Annotated in this window: 13 protein-coding genes and 1 pseudogene; 8 read left to right on the forward strand and 6 right to left on the reverse strand. The window is 34.2% G+C overall.

From position 1 onward, the window contains the following. Positions 1 to 2121: endonuclease MutS2 (locus BN2628_RS02590; RefSeq protein WP_055095936.1), on the reverse strand; the 2121-nt coding region annotated here is incomplete at its 3' end. 209 nt (positions 2122 to 2330) lie between these two features. Here BN2628_RS02590 and BN2628_RS02595 point away from each other — a divergent pair. The 6 genes from BN2628_RS02595 (at position 2331) to BN2628_RS02620 (ending at position 7989) form a co-directional block, all read left to right on the forward strand. Continuing rightward, positions 2331 to 2696 (forward strand): hypothetical protein, encoded by a 366-nt coding sequence (locus tag BN2628_RS02595; protein WP_055095938.1) that lies wholly within the window; start codon positions 2331 to 2333, stop codon positions 2694 to 2696. Between the two features lie 206 nt (positions 2697 to 2902). Then, positions 2903 to 3235: a 6-pyruvoyl trahydropterin synthase family protein gene (locus BN2628_RS02600; RefSeq protein ID WP_044230807.1), complete on the forward strand. Its 333-nt coding sequence runs from the start codon at positions 2903 to 2905 to the stop codon at positions 3233 to 3235. Next, complete coding sequence (locus BN2628_RS02605; RefSeq protein WP_044230806.1) at positions 3222 to 3776, forward strand: 7-carboxy-7-deazaguanine synthase QueE; 555 nt, start codon at positions 3222 to 3224, stop codon at positions 3774 to 3776. The genes BN2628_RS02600 and BN2628_RS02605 overlap by 14 nt, the downstream gene beginning before the upstream one ends. A gap of 106 nt (positions 3777 to 3882) precedes the next feature. Then, a complete protein-coding gene (locus tag BN2628_RS02610; protein ID WP_044230805.1) occupies positions 3883 to 5583 on the forward strand; it encodes a glutamine--tRNA ligase/YqeY domain fusion protein in 1701 nt (566 codons plus the stop codon). A gap of 72 nt (positions 5584 to 5655) precedes the next feature. Next, positions 5656 to 7059, forward strand: a complete 1404-nt coding sequence (locus tag BN2628_RS02615) for a tetratricopeptide repeat protein (RefSeq protein ID WP_055095941.1) — start codon at positions 5656 to 5658, stop codon at positions 7057 to 7059. Between the two features lie 18 nt (positions 7060 to 7077). Next, positions 7078 to 7989: a polyprenyl-phosphate transporter gene (locus BN2628_RS02620; protein WP_055095943.1), complete on the forward strand. Its 912-nt coding sequence runs from the start codon at positions 7078 to 7080 to the stop codon at positions 7987 to 7989. A gap of 131 nt (positions 7990 to 8120) precedes the next feature. On the opposite strand, the gene bioD is transcribed toward BN2628_RS02620, so the two are convergent. The 5 genes and pseudogenes from bioD to bioA form a co-directional block, all read right to left on the reverse strand. Continuing rightward, positions 8121 to 8765, reverse strand: a complete 645-nt coding sequence (gene bioD, locus BN2628_RS02625) for a dethiobiotin synthase (RefSeq protein ID WP_154668385.1) — start codon at positions 8763 to 8765, stop codon at positions 8121 to 8123. Between the two features lie 2 nt (positions 8766 to 8767). Further along, entirely contained in the window at positions 8768 to 9520 is a 753-nt protein-coding gene (gene bioC, locus BN2628_RS02630; RefSeq protein ID WP_055095946.1) for a malonyl-ACP O-methyltransferase BioC, read from the reverse strand. Continuing rightward, complete coding sequence (locus BN2628_RS02635; protein ID WP_021930231.1) at positions 9501 to 10157, reverse strand: DUF452 family protein; 657 nt, start codon at positions 10155 to 10157, stop codon at positions 9501 to 9503. The genes bioC and BN2628_RS02635 overlap by 20 nt, the downstream gene beginning before the upstream one ends. Beyond that, the gene (locus BN2628_RS02640; RefSeq protein WP_055095948.1) at positions 10154 to 11323 is read right to left on the reverse strand and encodes an 8-amino-7-oxononanoate synthase; all 1170 of its coding nucleotides are present in this window, start codon (positions 11321 to 11323) and stop codon (positions 10154 to 10156) included. Before BN2628_RS02640 ends, BN2628_RS02635 begins: the two co-directional genes overlap by 4 nt. A gap of 1 nt (position 11324) precedes the next feature. Then, positions 11325 to 13566 (reverse strand): annotated as a pseudogene (bioA, locus tag BN2628_RS17455) (adenosylmethionine--8-amino-7-oxononanoate transaminase). Positions 13567 to 14117: 551 nt separating this feature from the next. Between bioA and BN2628_RS02655 the strand changes: the two are divergent. Continuing rightward, positions 14118 to 15059, forward strand: a complete 942-nt coding sequence (locus BN2628_RS02655; RefSeq protein ID WP_021930227.1) for a hypothetical protein — start codon at positions 14118 to 14120, stop codon at positions 15057 to 15059. Between the two features lie 30 nt (positions 15060 to 15089). Continuing rightward, positions 15090 to 16100, forward strand: coding sequence for a UDP-N-acetylmuramate dehydrogenase (gene murB / locus BN2628_RS02660; protein ID WP_055095952.1), 1011 nt, complete (start codon positions 15090 to 15092; stop codon positions 16098 to 16100). Positions 16101 to 16115: the final 15 nt, after the last annotated feature.

The raw sequence follows: 16115 nt of genomic DNA on the forward strand, positions 1-16115 counted from the left end.
TTTTATATTTGACTTTAACAAGCCAAAAGCCACGATAGCATTTTTCCCTTGTATATCAAGAACTTCTCCGGCAGAATTTTGTCCTTTTAGACGCACAGCATCTCCAACAGTTATTACATCAGGACGAAATATTTCCTTTTGTTCTTTCTGAAGAGAATTTTTCTTCTTCTCTTCACGTTCTTTTATTTTTTGTATTTTTCGAGAAATTTTATCGTCTATTTGAATTTCTCCTGATATATGACTTTTAAAATCATTCAACTGACGACGTATCTCCCGGGTTTTTTCTTTTTCAGCCTGGACTTCCTTTATCTGACGAATAGTATTTTCAATACGTGCGTTTGTTTCTGACAATATCCTTTCTGCTTCAGCCTTAGCTGTAGCTAAAATTTCTTTACGCTGTTTCTCTAACTTCTTAATATCTGCTTCATAGCGTTCGGTAATCTCCTCCAAACGTTTTTCTTTCTGTCGTATGTTCTGTCTTTTACTTTCCCAATAACGTTTGTCTCTAACGATATCCTGTAAATATTTATCCATATCGACATAATCAGAACCAACTTTATCTGACGCTTCTGCAATGACATCTTCCGGCAAACCGATTTTTCGAGCGATTTCTATGGCAAACGAACTACCGGGGTTACCAATTGATAATTTGAATAACGGCTGCATTAAATGGCGATCATATAGCATAGCTCCGTTGATGATGCCTTCTGTATCTTCTGCAAAATGTTTTAAATTTTGGTAATGTGTCGTAATGACTCCATAGGTATGTTTTTGATTAAATCGGTCAAGTAATGCTTCAGCTATAGCTCCACCAATCTGAGGTTCTGTTCCTCCTCCAAACTCATCGATTAACAAAACTGTACTCTCGTTACTATTCTTCACAAAGTACTTCATGTTAGTAAGATGAGAACTATATGTACTTAAGTCATTTTCAATAGACTGCTCGTCTCCAATATCAATGAAAATATTATCGAATATTCCACATCTCGAATTTTCATATACAGGTATTAATAAGCCGCATTGCAACATATACTGCAATAGTCCCACCGTCTTTAGACATACGGATTTTCCTCCTGCATTCGGACCGGAAATCAGCAATATCCTGTTCTTTTCGGTCAACATGATATCCAAAGGAACTACTTGTTTATGCTGTTTCTGTAACGATAAATATAAAAGCGGATGCACTGCATGATACCAATCTATTTGCCGGCAATTTTCGACAACAGGTAAAAGAGCATTTACTTGTAAAGCAAACAAAGCTTTGGCTCGTATAAAATCGATATCTGCTAAAAACTCATAAGAATAGAAAATATCCTCGGATAATGGCCGCAATTCATCTGAAAAAGAAGTTAAAATTCGGATAATTTCCCGACGTTCTTCACTTTCAAGTTCTCGTATCCTGTTATTGGCTTCTACAACTTCAGCAGGTTCTATAAATACCGTTTTACCACTGGCTGATTCATCATGTACAATCCCTCGTATTTTTCGTTTAAAAGCTGGCATAACCGGAATTACCAAACGTCCGTCACGCATAGTTGGAGTAACATCTTTATCTACGATGCCTTCGGTCTGAGCTGTTTTTAATATATTACTTAAACTTCTGGATATTCCCGATAGAGTGGACGATAATTCTCTTCTGATTCGTGACAGTTCGGAAGATGCATTATCTTTTATTCTTCCAAACTTATCTATCATCTGGTCTATACGTGAAATCAGATGCGGAAATACCGATACATTTCCTGACAATTCAGATAAATACGGATACAAAGGTTTTTCGTCATCTTCATCAGTTTTGAAAAATTTTACAATATTCCTTATTGTATCCAAAGACCTGCGCAGGTCAAACAATTCTACCTCATCGATATAAGTTCCCTCTACCCGGATTCGTTTTAATGCCGGCCGTACGTCAAAAAAATAATTTGCTGGAAACTCATTTTTCCCATTTAATACAGCAACAAATTCCTGAGTTTGATGCAATAATTTTGTTACCTCGTCATATTTATTCAGAAATACCATCTTTGATACACGTTCCTTACCAAGCGTACTAAGACACTTATCGGTTATCAATTCTCGAATTTTGTCAAATCCGGTTTTCTGTTCAAAATTATCTGGATATATCACTTAATTTTATAATAATAATTAGTCCGTCAAAGATAATAAAAATCCTCTTAATAAAGAGAGTTCGTAAAACATGAACAAAAGTAATCGATAATCGTTATTGCAATAAAAATGTTGTTTTATATAAGATAATAGTTCAAACAACAATTTTTTGTTCTATGCTGATAAATTGATGTCGTAAAAATAATAATAACATTTAAATTTGATTAATTATGGAGGTTGTAAACAAGGCATTTGACGATGTCAAAGAATTTCTAAAATCTGTGGTTCCTCCCTGTACTGCTACTATTGATGACCACTATCATTATGAAGTATGGGCTATAAAGGAAGAAGCAAAGCTATCACAAGAAAATCATGTATTTTTCGGTTCGGTAATAAAACATGCCGATAGTATTACTGTTACTTTTAATGATAAATTAGGCAAAGAAAATTCTAAAGAACTTTTCTCTGATTACTTATTGCAAAAAATGCAACATGGTCGCATTTGTATTCATGAAATGAACCGTCAATTACACGAAGATTTACAAAACGCAGTACAAAATCTGACAAGGTATTATAATAGCATGGGATGGATATAAGCTCAAAATATTTTTAATCATGTCCAGAAAAAAAGTGGACATGATTAAAAATAAACTCATGTCTCCAATTAAATGATAACACACTCTGATAACATCTGTTTTTTATTACACTAAAATATTGAGTATATTTTCTCTATTTTTTTTCGAATAGTATATATTTTTCAGCCGAATCTATTATTTTTGGAGCAAAATAAAACAGCTAAATAATGTTTACGGTAAAAAAGACTCTTGAAATTTCGGCTTCACACAGTTTAAAGTTATCATATGAAAGTAAGTGTAGCCAATTACATGGACATAATTGGATTATCACTATTTATTGTCGTTCAAAAGAATTGAATGAAGATGGGATGGTAATAGATTTTACCCTTATAAAAAAGAAAATACAGGATAAACTTGACCATAAAAATTTGAATGAAGTACTGTCCTTTAACTCTACAGCAGAGAATTTAGCATACTGGATATGTAACCAGATTCCCCAATGTTTCAAGGTCGAGGTTCAAGAATCAGAAGGAAATATTGCAATTTATGAAAAAGATTAATGAAATATTTTACAGTCTACAGGGCGAGGGGTATTACACAGGAACTCCAGCTGTTTTTGTAAGATTTTCAGGATGTAATTTGAATTGTGATTTTTGTGATACGGAACACTTATCCGGAGTATTTATGTCTGATAATGAAATCTTAACTGAAATAACACAATATCCTACAAGGCACATTGTTTTGACTGGCGGAGAACCAACTTTACAAATAGATGTCCCTTTTATGCAAATGCTAAAAGAAGATAATTGGTATATTCAAATTGAGACGAATGGGACATTGACTTCTGGATTATCGATTGCTGACAGATGGGCTGATTGGGTCACATGTAGTCCCAAAAAAGATTGTATTCGAGAAAAGGCAAATGAACTCAAGGTTGTATATACAGGCCAAGATATGTCTCAATATGATTCCTTTATATGTGACATACGATCATTGCAACCTTGCTCTATGCTCAATACACAAGAAGTTATTGATTATATAAAAAAACATCCTCAATGGAGGTTAAGTTTACAAACACATAAAATGCTCGATATAAGGTGAGCTGATATATCCTTTATGTATAAATATGATATAAATACTACCGGATATATATTAATTATTGATATATTTGCAAAAATTTTTTGATACTTGTTTAGATTAATGACATATGACACAAATTGAAAATAACGAAGAAGAAAAAAGAAGCCTTAATTTCATTGAAATTGCTGTCGAGAATGATTTGGCTGCTGGGAAAAACGGAGGTCGTCTAAATACCCGTTTCCCTCCAGAGCCAAATGGATATTTGCACATAGGACATGCTAAGGCTATATGTATGGACTTTGGTATTGCTCAAAAATATGGAGGTACATGTAATTTGCGCTTCGATGATACAAATCCTGTTAAAGAAGATGTGGAATATGTTGATTCTATAAAAGAAGATATTCACTGGTTGGGTTTCGACTGGGGAGACCGTCTTTACTATGCATCTGATTATTTCCCCAAGTTATGGGACCTTGCAGTAAAGATGATTGAAGAAGGAAAAGCTTATGTAGATGAACAATCTGCAGAGGAAATAGCACAACAGAAAGGGACTCCGACCCAGCCGGGTACTGAGAGTCCATATCGAAATAGGAGTGTTAAAGAAAATCTTGATTTATTCACTCGTATGAATAAGGGAGAGTTCGAAGAGGGTTCGATGGTACTTCGAGCCAAAATAGATATGACTTCTCCCAATATGCATATGAGGGATCCGATCATGTATCGTATTATCAAACATCCTCATCATCGTACGGGGAATACTTGGAATGTATATCCCATGTATGATTTTGCACATGGACAATCAGATTACTTTGAAGGAGTTACCCATTCTATTTGTACTCTTGAATTTGAAGTGCATAGGCCTCTATATGATTGGTTTGTTGATGAATTGGCTGATGATAGCTATCGCCCCCGTCAGTTAGAGTTTAATCGACTAAATCTCACGTATACGGTCATGAGTAAGCGTAAATTATTGCAACTCGTGAAAGAAAACTTAGTGGCCGGATGGGATGATCCTCGAATGCCTACTATATGCGGACTGAGAAGGAGAGGGTATACCCCTTCATCTATCAGGAACTTTATTGACAGAATCGGATATACCAAATATGATGGATTGATCAGTGTATCTTTATTGGAACATAGTATACGCGAAGAGCTTAATAAAACTGCAAATCGAGTATCGGCAGTTATTAATCCAGTAAAATTGGTTATAACGAACTATCCCGAAGGGCAGGTTGAAAACTTAATAGCAGAGAATAACCCAGAGAGTCCAGAAGCAGGTTCTCATGAAATTCCTTTCACTCGTGAACTTTACATCGAACGTGAAGATTTTATGGAAAATCCGCCTAAAAAATTCTTCCGTATGACTCCGGGACAAGAAGTTCGTTTGAAATCGGCTTATATAGTAAAATGTACTGGCTGTAAGAAAAACGAGGCAGGAGAGGTCGAGGAAATATACTGTGAATACGATCCCTTGACTAAAAGTGGTATGCCTGAAAGCGGTAGAAAAGTAAAGGGAACTTTACATTGGGTATCAGCTCAATATAATCAAAAAGTGGAAGTCAGATTGTATGACCGATTATTCAATGTTGAAAATCCTGCGGAGGAGAAGGAAAGAGATTTTAGAGAATTGTTGAATCCTGATTCGTTAATTGTAAAAACGGACTGTCGTATCGAGCCTTATTTGGCGAGCATTGCAAAACCTGGTGATAGATTCCAATTTCAACGTATGGGATATTTCTGTGTCGATTCAGACTCAACATCTGACAAATTGATATTTAATCGGACTGTCGCGCTAAAAGACAGTTGGGAAAAACAAAAGAACAAATAATCTTATTTAAAACTTATAGTTACGAGCTGCTGTCTATCGAAACGGTACACGGCAGTTCGGTTTTTATATAAAATGTCCGAAAAAAAAGGATCTGGCTTGTTAGCTCGTTATGAGCAAATGCTAAAGGAAAAGGGAAATTACTATTTCGATGCCGATGAATGGGAGGAAATAGCTTATCAGTATGAACTTACTGATAGATACAAAGATGCTTTGGAAGCCATAAATCATGGGCTATCGATACATCCGGGAAATATTTCTTTGAATATAAAAAAGGCTCGTTATTTACTGGATATTGATGCAGTAGAAGAGGCCGAAAAGTTAATCTATTCTCTTCCTAATGATTCGGTAGATGCAATATTGATCCGGGCTGAAATCCATTTTATTCAAAATAGGCCTCAAAAAGCCAACCACCTTTTGCGAAATCTTCTTAACAGTGAAGAAATTTCTTGTGATTTATGTTTTGAAATAATGGACATGTACCTTGATTTTGGCTATTTCGATGAATTAGTTGAATTCGTTAATGAAGCAGACAATCTATTAAGTGATGGCTCAGAATTATTACGAGAAATGGCCCTCATTTATGAAGATAAACAGGATTTAAATAAATCTATAGAAATATACAATAAACTTATCGATAGGAACCCTTATTCTACAGTAGACTGGTTTAATTTAGCCAAAGTTTATGCATTACAGAAAAAATATGAGAAGGCAATAGATGCTTGTGATTTTGCCTTGACTACCAAAGATGATGACGAGAACATATTATCATTCAAAGGGTACTGTCTTTATGACCAAGGATCATATAGGGAAGCAATCGACGTCTTCCTCGAATATGCTAAAGTTGCTGATGAAAAATCAATAGCATATGAATTGGTTGCCGAATGTTATGTAAAACTGGAACAAAATGGCGAAGCGATAAAGTACTTGAATGAAGCATTATCTCTTTCACCCGAAAGTTCAAATTTATATTATCAGTTGGCAACTAATTATTATGATATGGGGAATACTCCCAAAACAATTGAATGTTTGATTAAAACATTAGAAATAGACCCGGAAGACGCAGAAGCTCTTGTATTTATGGGGGAAATAAAAGTAGATGAAAAAAAACTCGATGAAGCAAAGCAATACTTAGTCCGAGCATTTAAAATAGACTCGTCAAATATAGATGTCTTGACTCTTTTGGGTGATATTGCGACAGAGCAAGAAGACATAGAAGAATCTATCTTGTATTATGAAAAGGCATTAGAAATAAACCCTTATGATGTAAAACTCATTTTTAAATTGATTCTGGCTCATTACAATACCGGAAACCAAGATAAAGCTGCTTCATTAATAAAGCATTTGGACGAGAGTACTTTAAAAATTGATGATATTGAAGAAATTTCAGAAGAAAACAAAAATGAACTGAAACAAACAAAAGAAATGCTGGATAAACTGCGAAATATCCTTCGAAAAAATTTGGATGAAAATTTATAACTATAGGATAAAATAAAAATGAGAAAATCAAAAGATTATTTGTTATTAGCTCTAAAAGGCATGGGAATGGGAGCTGCAGATGTTGTCCCTGGTGTTTCTGGTGGAACAATAGCTTTTATTGTTGGCATTTATGAAGAGCTTATTGATTCGATAAAAAGTATAAATCTAAAAACAATAAAACTTTTTTTTACTCTAAGATGGGTCGCTTTTTTTAAAGCTATCAATGGATCATTCTTATTTTCTGTTCTTGCGGGTATACTCATCAGTGTATTTTCGTTGGCAAAACTTATTACATGGTTACTTGAAACACATCCGATTCTTGTCTGGTCTTTCTTTTTTGGATTAGTTTTGGCTTCTACATATTTCGTCTCAAAACAAATTGAAATATGGGATTGGAAAAGATGGTTATCTTTTGTCATTGGAGTAGGGACAGCTTATTATATTACGATAGCTACTCCGGCACAAACACCCGATTCCTTACTGTTTATTTTTATGTGTGGATCCATTGCTATTTGTGCTATGATTCTACCAGGGATATCAGGCAGTTTCATACTGTTACTCATGGGAAAATATGAGTTTATTATGAACGCAGTCAAGTCATTAGACATAGTTATTATCGTTATATTTGCTGTAGGTGCAGCAATCGGGCTTATCCTATTTTCTAACGTACTGTCTTATTTATTAAAAAATTTTCATGATATTACTATTTCTGTCCTATCAGGCTTTATGTTAGGTTCCTTAAACAAAGTTTGGCCATGGAAAGAAACTATTCAAACTTTTACCGATAGTCATGGCAACATAAAACCTCTTATAGAACAAAATGTACTGCCCAATGAATATCTTTGGCAAGCCATATTACTCATGATTATGGGATTTCTTATGGTATACATCATTGAAAAAATTTCTGGTAAAAAAGAGAAACACGAATAAAATAAAAGTTTCTCATCCTCTCTCATAAAAATATAACATGATTCTATTATTCTGGACAAACAAAAATTAGGACTAAAATCTTTCTCCTTATTACGATGCACAGAATAATAGAATTTTTGTAAAAATCAAATTCATTGTAAATCTACTTTTGGCATATTGACCAAAGAGGCAGAAGGAAAATACTTATTCATATATAATTTTATTATCTGTAGTGTATCATCTTCTATAATTTTATCAGTTGACGGATACATGTTATATATTACTTTATACAATTTTATACCTCTTTGCAACAATGCTTCAAAACACAATAAAGTATGACTGATGCTTCCCAGCCGTCCTGATGTTACCAATATAACCGGGTAAGCTCGTTGTGCAATGTAGTCAATAGTCAATAAATCTGTTGTCAAAGGTACCATAGGCCCTCCGGCACCTTCTAACAAAACTATGTCATATTGGTTTGCAAGCTTTTCTGTTGCTTTCGATATTATTTCCAAATCAAGATTTTGGTTATCGATCCGAGAAGCCAAATGAGGAGATGCTGGGTATGAAAAAATTACTGGGGCAGTAAGACCTTTTTTATCTACTTCAGTAAAATCTATACCCATTATTTTACGATGCAATTCTATATCTTCAGAATAACCACTATTACCAGTTTGTACAAGTTTTTGTGTTATAACAGAGCGACCACAATCAAATAGCTGCTTAGCCAACCATCCAGTAGCAATTGACTTTCCTATATTCGTATCAATTCCGGTTACAAAATAAGTCCCATTCATATTCATCTTTTTTTTCGTGCTATAATATATATCGGATGATATGTCAGTGTTAGACCATTTTCCGACATATGTTTTTTTTTATAATTTTCACAAAACGATACAACCTGACTTGGAGATAAAGGATTTTCATTCAGTCCATTAACTCCTGTTTTTTTTAAATGTTTCAATACTTCTATTGGAGTTTCAAAAAAAAGAGGTACAAATTCTTGAGAAATAGTTATCATTTCAAATATTTCAGAAATAATAGAAATCCATCTTTCAAGGGAATAATAAGACAATCCTCTATTTGTAAGTGTTTTTATTTCCTTTAAATTGTCCAAACCAAATGTAGATATAGCTATTATCCCGTTTTCAGACAAATTTTTTTCTATTTTTCTTAAAAAAGATTCTATGTCTTCAAACCACTGTATAGTAGAACTACTTATAATCAGGTCGTATTTACCATCAAAATTCAATTGCTCTGCGTCTCCCGGAACAAATATTATACTATCTTCCCACGAAGAGTTGAAAAATACATCACAAAGATCATTAACAACAAATTTTATAGGATGGAACAATCGATAAAGTTCTCGGGTCAATAAACCTGTTCCACAACCAATTTCAAGCACATATGGGAAACAGGTACCTTGGGTGCGAATAAGGGTATTTAATAAATGCTTTATTATCGTTCGTTGAGCATAAGCTTCCCCGTCATATGAGATAAATGATTGAGTAAATGCATTTTTTATCTTTTCTTTATTTATACTCTTCTTCATCTCTTAATATAAAATTGAAATTAATGTAATGAGATGCCGGAATGACATTACAACAGGCTTGGCCATTCCAAGCATTCTTTTGGTTAGCAGTTGTAAATATCAGATCTTTATCACCGATAAAAATTTCATCCCAATTAAATATCGGAGTAGGAGAGGACAGTGCTGTTTTTCCTATCATCATCAATTCTCTTTTAACACTATCTAAGGTTCTTTGGGGCTTATGTTCCATAAAGAGAGCCAATAAATCCTTTCCATTACACATACGACGGTAAAATTTCAATAAAGATTTTTCCGTCAAAGAATGCAACGTTGCATCATAGATTTCCGGAATCAATCCTTTATTGTAATCAATCGGATAAAGAGTACCATTTATCGCTATTTTTTTTTCAAATTTTAATCTCTTATGTTGTAATAAAAAAGATGCAACCCAAACGCCCATTGACCAACTAACTAACTTTATATGATTATACTCAACAAATAAGCTTTCATTAAAATTCATTTCTGCATAATCATAACAGATACATACATCACCGTTGAACTCTCCCAATTCAGGAAAGACGTGATAATCCATTCCCCAACCGGCAAAGAACAATAATAAACGGCTCTCGTTATTATGTTTAAGAAAATAATACTTCATTCCGATTTGTCTTCTTTCATGATTATAGATAATAACTCTTTTGTATCTTGCAAAGAGCAATCCGCAGTAAGTGAAATACGTAATCGTGCCGTCCCCAAAGGTACAGTTGGCGGACGTATCGGTAATACATAAAATCCTGCTTTTTGTATCTCTTTAGCCAGATGGCTTGCTCGCTCAGAGGCTCCAACTATATAAGGAACTATATGGCTACAACTTTGGTGTTGCTCTCCGTTTAAACGATTCAAAGGGGTGTATAATATTTGGCTAATTTTATGTAAATGCATTCTTTTATCAGACATTAGAATCGCTTTATTCAATATAAATAGTGTCCATTCCAAATTCACAGGCGGTAAAGCTGTTGTAAAAATGAGAGTACGCATTGTATTTATAAGAAAATCCCGACATCTACGAGTACAAATTACATAAGCTCCCATCGATGCAAAAGCTTTTCCAAAAGTTCCTACTAAAAAATCTATCTTGGAGATAATGCCCCGTTCTTCACAGCATCCCAATCCCTGTTTCCCTCGTACTCCAACAGCATGAGCCTCATCAACGTAAAGCATAACATTCTGATAATTATTTTTTATTTCCACCAAGCGATTGAGTTCCGCTTCATCACCATCCATACTGAAAATACTTTCAGTAACTATAATGACTATATCAAAATGAGATGTTTTAGTATCCAATATTTGTTCTAACTGTGCATAATCGTTATGTCCATATCGAATACACTGCGCATCAGATAGGCGAATTCCATCGATTAAACTGGCATGAACCAATTTATCTGCCAATATAAGAGACTTACGTGTCGTGACAGCTGGCAATATTCCTATATTTGCATGATAACCACTATTGAAAACCAGTGCAGATTCTGATTCGTACAATTCTGCCAAACGGCTTTCCAATCGATTATAAACATCGTAATTGCCCGTCAACAAACGAGAAGATGAAGAACCTGCAATAAAATGTTCAGCTGTCAGTCCTTCTAAAAATTCGTTTCTTAACTCAATATTGGATGCTAACCCTAAATAATCATTCGAAGATAAATTCAGTAACCACCGGTCTTCATAATAAATCTTATTTTTTTTATGTACAAGAGTAGAAAGTGTACGATAATTTCCATTATGAATGATAGTAGATAATTGATTCTGAAAGATATTTTTCATCCTATTTTTGTTGTTTAATGACGTGTAATAACGCAGATATAAGAATATCAAGCTGTTCCTCCTTGATAATGAAAGGAGGCATTACATATACCAATTTCCCGAATGGCCGTACCCAAACGCCGGAATCGACAAATTGTTTCTGGATAGTTGCCATATCCACAGTATTTTTCATCTCTATCACACCGATAGCCCCTAAAACTCTAACATCAGCAACTTGAGGATACTCCCTTGCTGGAGCTAATGATTGCATTAGCCGTTGTTCTATCCAGTGTACTTTATTTTTCCAATTTTCTTCGAGTAGGAGAGACACAGATTCTTTAGCTACTGCACAAGCCAGAGGATTGCCCATAAAAGTAGGCCCATGCATGAATACTCCAGGCATTCCCGTTGATAGAGTCGTTGCTATATCATCCGTTGCTAATGTAGCAGCCATAGTCATATATCCTCCTGTCAGAGCCTTTCCTATGCACATAATATCTGGATAGATATTGGCATGTTCGCAAGCAAACAATTTGCCTGTTCGTCCAAATCCTGTTGCTATCTCGTCAAGAATCAGTAATACATCATGTTTCTTACATAAACGGCGCGCTTCTGTAAGGAAACGAGGATGATAAAAATTCATACCGCCGGCACCTTGTACTACTGGTTCCAAAATGAGTGCAGCTATTTTATCGGAATTTTGAACCAGACATTTTTCCAACGGTTCCATACAAGAATCCTCCCACTCATCATAATAACGACACGAGGGGGAAGGTATAAAATAACGCTTAGGTAGGGTATTTCCAAATATAGAATGCATACCCGTTACCGGATCACAAACAGACATAGCATTCCATGTATCGCCATGGTAGCCCGAACGAATTGTAACGAAGTTACATTTTTCAGAAAGCCCTTTCGCATACCAATATTGTACCGCCATTTTGAGTGCAACCTCTACTGAAACAGACCCTGAATCACAATAAAAAATCTTCTTTAAGTTTTCAGGCACAATTCTCAATAGCAAACGTCCCAACTCCACTGCTGGACGATGAGTAATTCCTCCAAACATAACATGAGACATCTTTTTAAGTTGTTCATTCACAGCGTGATTAAGCCTGGGGTGATTATAACCGTGAATAGCAGCCCACCAAGAAGACATACCGTCAATTAGCTTTCTCCCATCTTTTAAATTCAAATATACATTGTTTGCACTTTCTACTTCATATACAGGTAAAGGATTAACAGTGGAAGTATAAGGATGCCATAAATGCTCTTGATCAAATAAGTATAAATCGTCTATATCCAGTTTATAATTCATATCCAGCTTTCTTAATAAGTTTATAATCTTCGTCGATTTTAGAACTTACAGTAGTCAACATGTCTCCGACAATAGTAGCGTTAATGCCTATTTTCAGGGCTCTCAACTGTATACTTTCAGAAATTTGGGCACGTCCTCCGGCAAAGCGCAAATAAGATTTGGGATGGATAAACCTGAATATAGCTATTGTTGTCAATATTTCATCATCCGAAAGGCCACAAATATTTTCAAGTGGAGTGCCTGATATAGGTTGCAGTATATTGATAGGAATAGAACATACATTTAATTCTTTTAGTTTAAAAGCCAGTTCTATGCGCTGTTCCATCGATTCCCCCATTCCTATAATTCCACCCGAACAAATCTCCAATCCAACTTCTTGAGCATCTTTTATCGTTTTTATTTTTTCCTCCTGAGTATGTGTTGAACATAATTTTCCAAAATAAGATGGAGCTGTCTCAAGATTACAATGGTATCGACTGACACCGGATGCCTTCAATGCTGACAAGTTTTCTTTCGACAATAATCCCAAAGATGCACATAGAAACATGTCGGTTTTCTTCGATAATAAATTATATATTTTACAAATTTCAGACATTGAATTTCCTGTAACTCGTCGTCCGCTGGTAACCAAAGAAAAACGTTTTACTCCTTTTTTCTGATTCCATAAAGCATGTTCAAGTGACACCTCCGGAGATACCAAATCATAAACTTTTATATTTGTTTGGTAATGTACCGATTGTGCACACCATTTACAATCTTCGGGACAACGGCCAGAACGAGCATTGATAATAGAACAAGTATCGAATTTCTCCGTATGAAAAAAATGAGTTATTTCTTCTGCGGCTTCATACAGTAATTCTTTATTTTCTATCCTGACTAATTTTAATGCTTCGGAAAACTCAATTTGTCCTCCTGCCAAAATTCTCTTTTTAATTTGTGACACCATATTGGTATAGTTTTTATAAATAAAAATCCGGAATAGGTATATAATTATACCTATTCCGGATTTGGTAATTAAGTGCAAATTAAATTTTACGTAGTTGTCCCTTTTTGCCGAAATATTTTCCAACAAAATAAGTAAATATTCTTTTTCCCATAAGCCTATATCCGACTCTTCTAAATCGACTTCTGACCCAATCAAAAAAGTAGAATATTCTTTATTTGTATAGTATAGTGAAAAATGTCTTTGCTTACGGAGAGATGCTTCTATAACACTTTTAGATAATGTTCCTATATTCACACAGCGACCTAAACTGTAAAATGCAGCATAACGATTCCGGCTCCAACGCCGAAATCGAATATGATCGGATGTAATAGAAAACTTCTGTATCATTTTTCTAAAAATAGTAATACAAAGATAGCGAAATAACTGAAAGTTTTTGATTTTTCTCTATTTCAAAAAACACGATTTAATAAATCTTTATGCAAGATTTACATCATTCTTAGTATATTTGGAGATTGAATATCATATAACAAAAAGCTATATACAGTAAGAATATGATAAAAACTAAAAAGTATCACACAGTATATTTATTTACATTTATTTTCTTATTCTTTACATGCTATCTTGATGCAGCATCTATGGTTCGGCGCAAAAAAAAAGACAATCCAGATGATTTGGCAAGCAAAGAATTTCTTTTTATGGAAAAGAACTTTACGTCTCAAAGCTGCACTCAATGGAAGCAAGGAGATAAATTTGTCTATTTAAGTGATGATTTAAGCGTTTTACTACATCCGGAAACGCCATTGGATAATCCGAATCAATCCTTTAAAAATAAAATATTTACATTTGAAGGAATGACAGAAGAATCTATTTTGGGATACAAATCATACGTTAATCTCATTTTTGACTGTGAAGGAATTAAATATAGATTTGAGACTGGTAAGAGTAAAGATGATATGAATAAAACTTCATATAAACCTTTATTACCAGACCTCATACAATTATCTGTATTAGAAAAGGCTAGAGAACTGTTATCTGGAAAAAAATTATACATACGTACCTCAATCTGGTATAATGATGAAGGTTATGAGATAGAAGGCCGTAAATATATTCCTGTGACTATAATAGATGTATTACCTGGAAATAATATTTTGCCTATACAATTCCGATTTGTAGATGATATTGGTAAAGAAGGCCGTGTGTTTGGCACTTTGTTTCCTGATGCAAATATCGGACAGTTTATCTCTTTTGATCGATTATTTACTTTTGATAATCCTCGGGACAAATATAAGACTATCAACAATGAAAATTGGTCAAGAATAACTTCTGGTAAAGTATCTAAAGGTATGACAAAAGAAGAGTGCCGATTATCGTTGGGTCGTCCCAATGAGGTAAAAAGGATTCCTACATATGAGGGATTGAAAGAACAATGGTTCTATAATACCGGAGCTTACCTATTTTTTGAAGATGGACTGCTGACAAGTTTCAGACAATAAGTAAATACAAACCAATATTATAAATGCACAATGATTATCAAAGAAAATTACTCATTACAAGCTCATCATACATTCCATTTGCCAATTAAATCTCGTTGGTATATTGAATATAAATCTATTGAAGAATTAAAAAAGATCCTGAAAGAGGATTTATTAAAAAAACATTCGTTTCTGCATATTGGAGGAGGGAGCAATTTGCTTTTTATACAAGATTATAATGGAGTTATTTTACATTCTGGTATACAATACATTGATATTTTAGAAGAAAAAGATGATAGTATTTTATTAAAAGTTGGTTCCGGAATGATTTGGGATGACTTTGTCAAATATTGTGTAAATAATAATTGGGGAGGGACAGAAAATCTGTCCATGATTCCTGGAGAAGTAGGAGCTAGTGCTGTACAAAATATAGGAGCTTACGGTGCCGAAGTAAAAGATATTATTGAAAATGTCAATACTATAGAAATTGCAACAGGGCACGAGCGAACATTCAAAAACATGGATTGTAAATACAATTATAGAGAAAGTGTTTTCAAGAAAGAACTGAAGGGAAAATATATTGTTACATCAGTTGAGTATCGGGTAAGAAAGAATCCTGTTTTCAATCTCTCTTATGGAAATCTAAAAGAGGCCCTTTCCAATTATGATACTATAACCTTGCAAAATATAAGAGAAGCTGTAATGACTATTCGTGAAAGTAAACTTCCTGACCCTAATACTTTCGGTAATGCAGGAAGCTTTTTTATGAATCCTATAATTTCTTTGAAACAATATAAAAAACTCCAAGAGAAGTATCCCGATATGCCCCATTATCCTATAGATGATAAGCATGTGAAAGTACCAGCTGGATGGATGATAGACCGATGTGGTTGGAAAGGAAAAGAGCATGGTGGTGCTGCTGTATATGATAAACAAAGTCTGGTTCTTATAAATAAAAATGATGCGACTCCGAAAGACGTTATCGAACTTTCTCAACAAATACAAAAATCGATAAAAGACACTTATGATATAACTATTTACCCTGAGGTAAATTTTATTTAAAAATGATTTTGAGGT

Origin of the sequence: Gabonia massiliensis (assembly GCF_001403595.1) — a bacterium.
Taxonomy (GTDB): Bacteria; Bacteroidota; Bacteroidia; order Bacteroidales; family Coprobacteraceae; genus Coprobacter; species Coprobacter secundus.

What these genes read in the sequence shown, in the direction of transcription:
- BN2628_RS02595 (WP_055095938.1), top strand. Translation starts at nt 2,331, where the DNA reads ATGGAGGTTGTAAACAAGGCATTTGACGATGTCAAAGAATTTCTAAAA.
- BN2628_RS02600 (WP_044230807.1), top strand. Translation starts at nt 2,903, where the DNA reads ATGTTTACGGTAAAAAAGACTCTTGAAATTTCGGCTTCACACAGTTTA.
- BN2628_RS02605 (WP_044230806.1), top strand. Translation starts at nt 3,222, where the DNA reads ATGAAAAAGATTAATGAAATATTTTACAGTCTACAGGGCGAGGGGTAT.
- BN2628_RS02610 (WP_044230805.1), top strand. Translation starts at nt 3,883, where the DNA reads ATGACACAAATTGAAAATAACGAAGAAGAAAAAAGAAGCCTTAATTTC.
- BN2628_RS02615 (WP_055095941.1), top strand. Translation starts at nt 5,656, where the DNA reads ATGTCCGAAAAAAAAGGATCTGGCTTGTTAGCTCGTTATGAGCAAATG.
- BN2628_RS02620 (WP_055095943.1), top strand. Translation starts at nt 7,078, where the DNA reads ATGAGAAAATCAAAAGATTATTTGTTATTAGCTCTAAAAGGCATGGGA.
- bioD (WP_154668385.1), bottom strand. Translation starts at nt 8,765, where the DNA reads ATGAATGGGACTTATTTTGTAACCGGAATTGATACGAATATAGGAAAG.
- bioC (WP_055095946.1), bottom strand. Translation starts at nt 9,520, where the DNA reads ATGAAGAAGAGTATAAATAAAGAAAAGATAAAAAATGCATTTACTCAA.
- BN2628_RS02635 (WP_021930231.1), bottom strand. Translation starts at nt 10,157, where the DNA reads ATGAAGTATTATTTTCTTAAACATAATAACGAGAGCCGTTTATTATTG.
- BN2628_RS02640 (WP_055095948.1), bottom strand. Translation starts at nt 11,323, where the DNA reads ATGAAAAATATCTTTCAGAATCAATTATCTACTATCATTCATAATGGA.
- BN2628_RS02655 (WP_021930227.1), top strand. Translation starts at nt 14,118, where the DNA reads ATGATAAAAACTAAAAAGTATCACACAGTATATTTATTTACATTTATT.
- murB (WP_055095952.1), top strand. Translation starts at nt 15,090, where the DNA reads ATGATTATCAAAGAAAATTACTCATTACAAGCTCATCATACATTCCAT.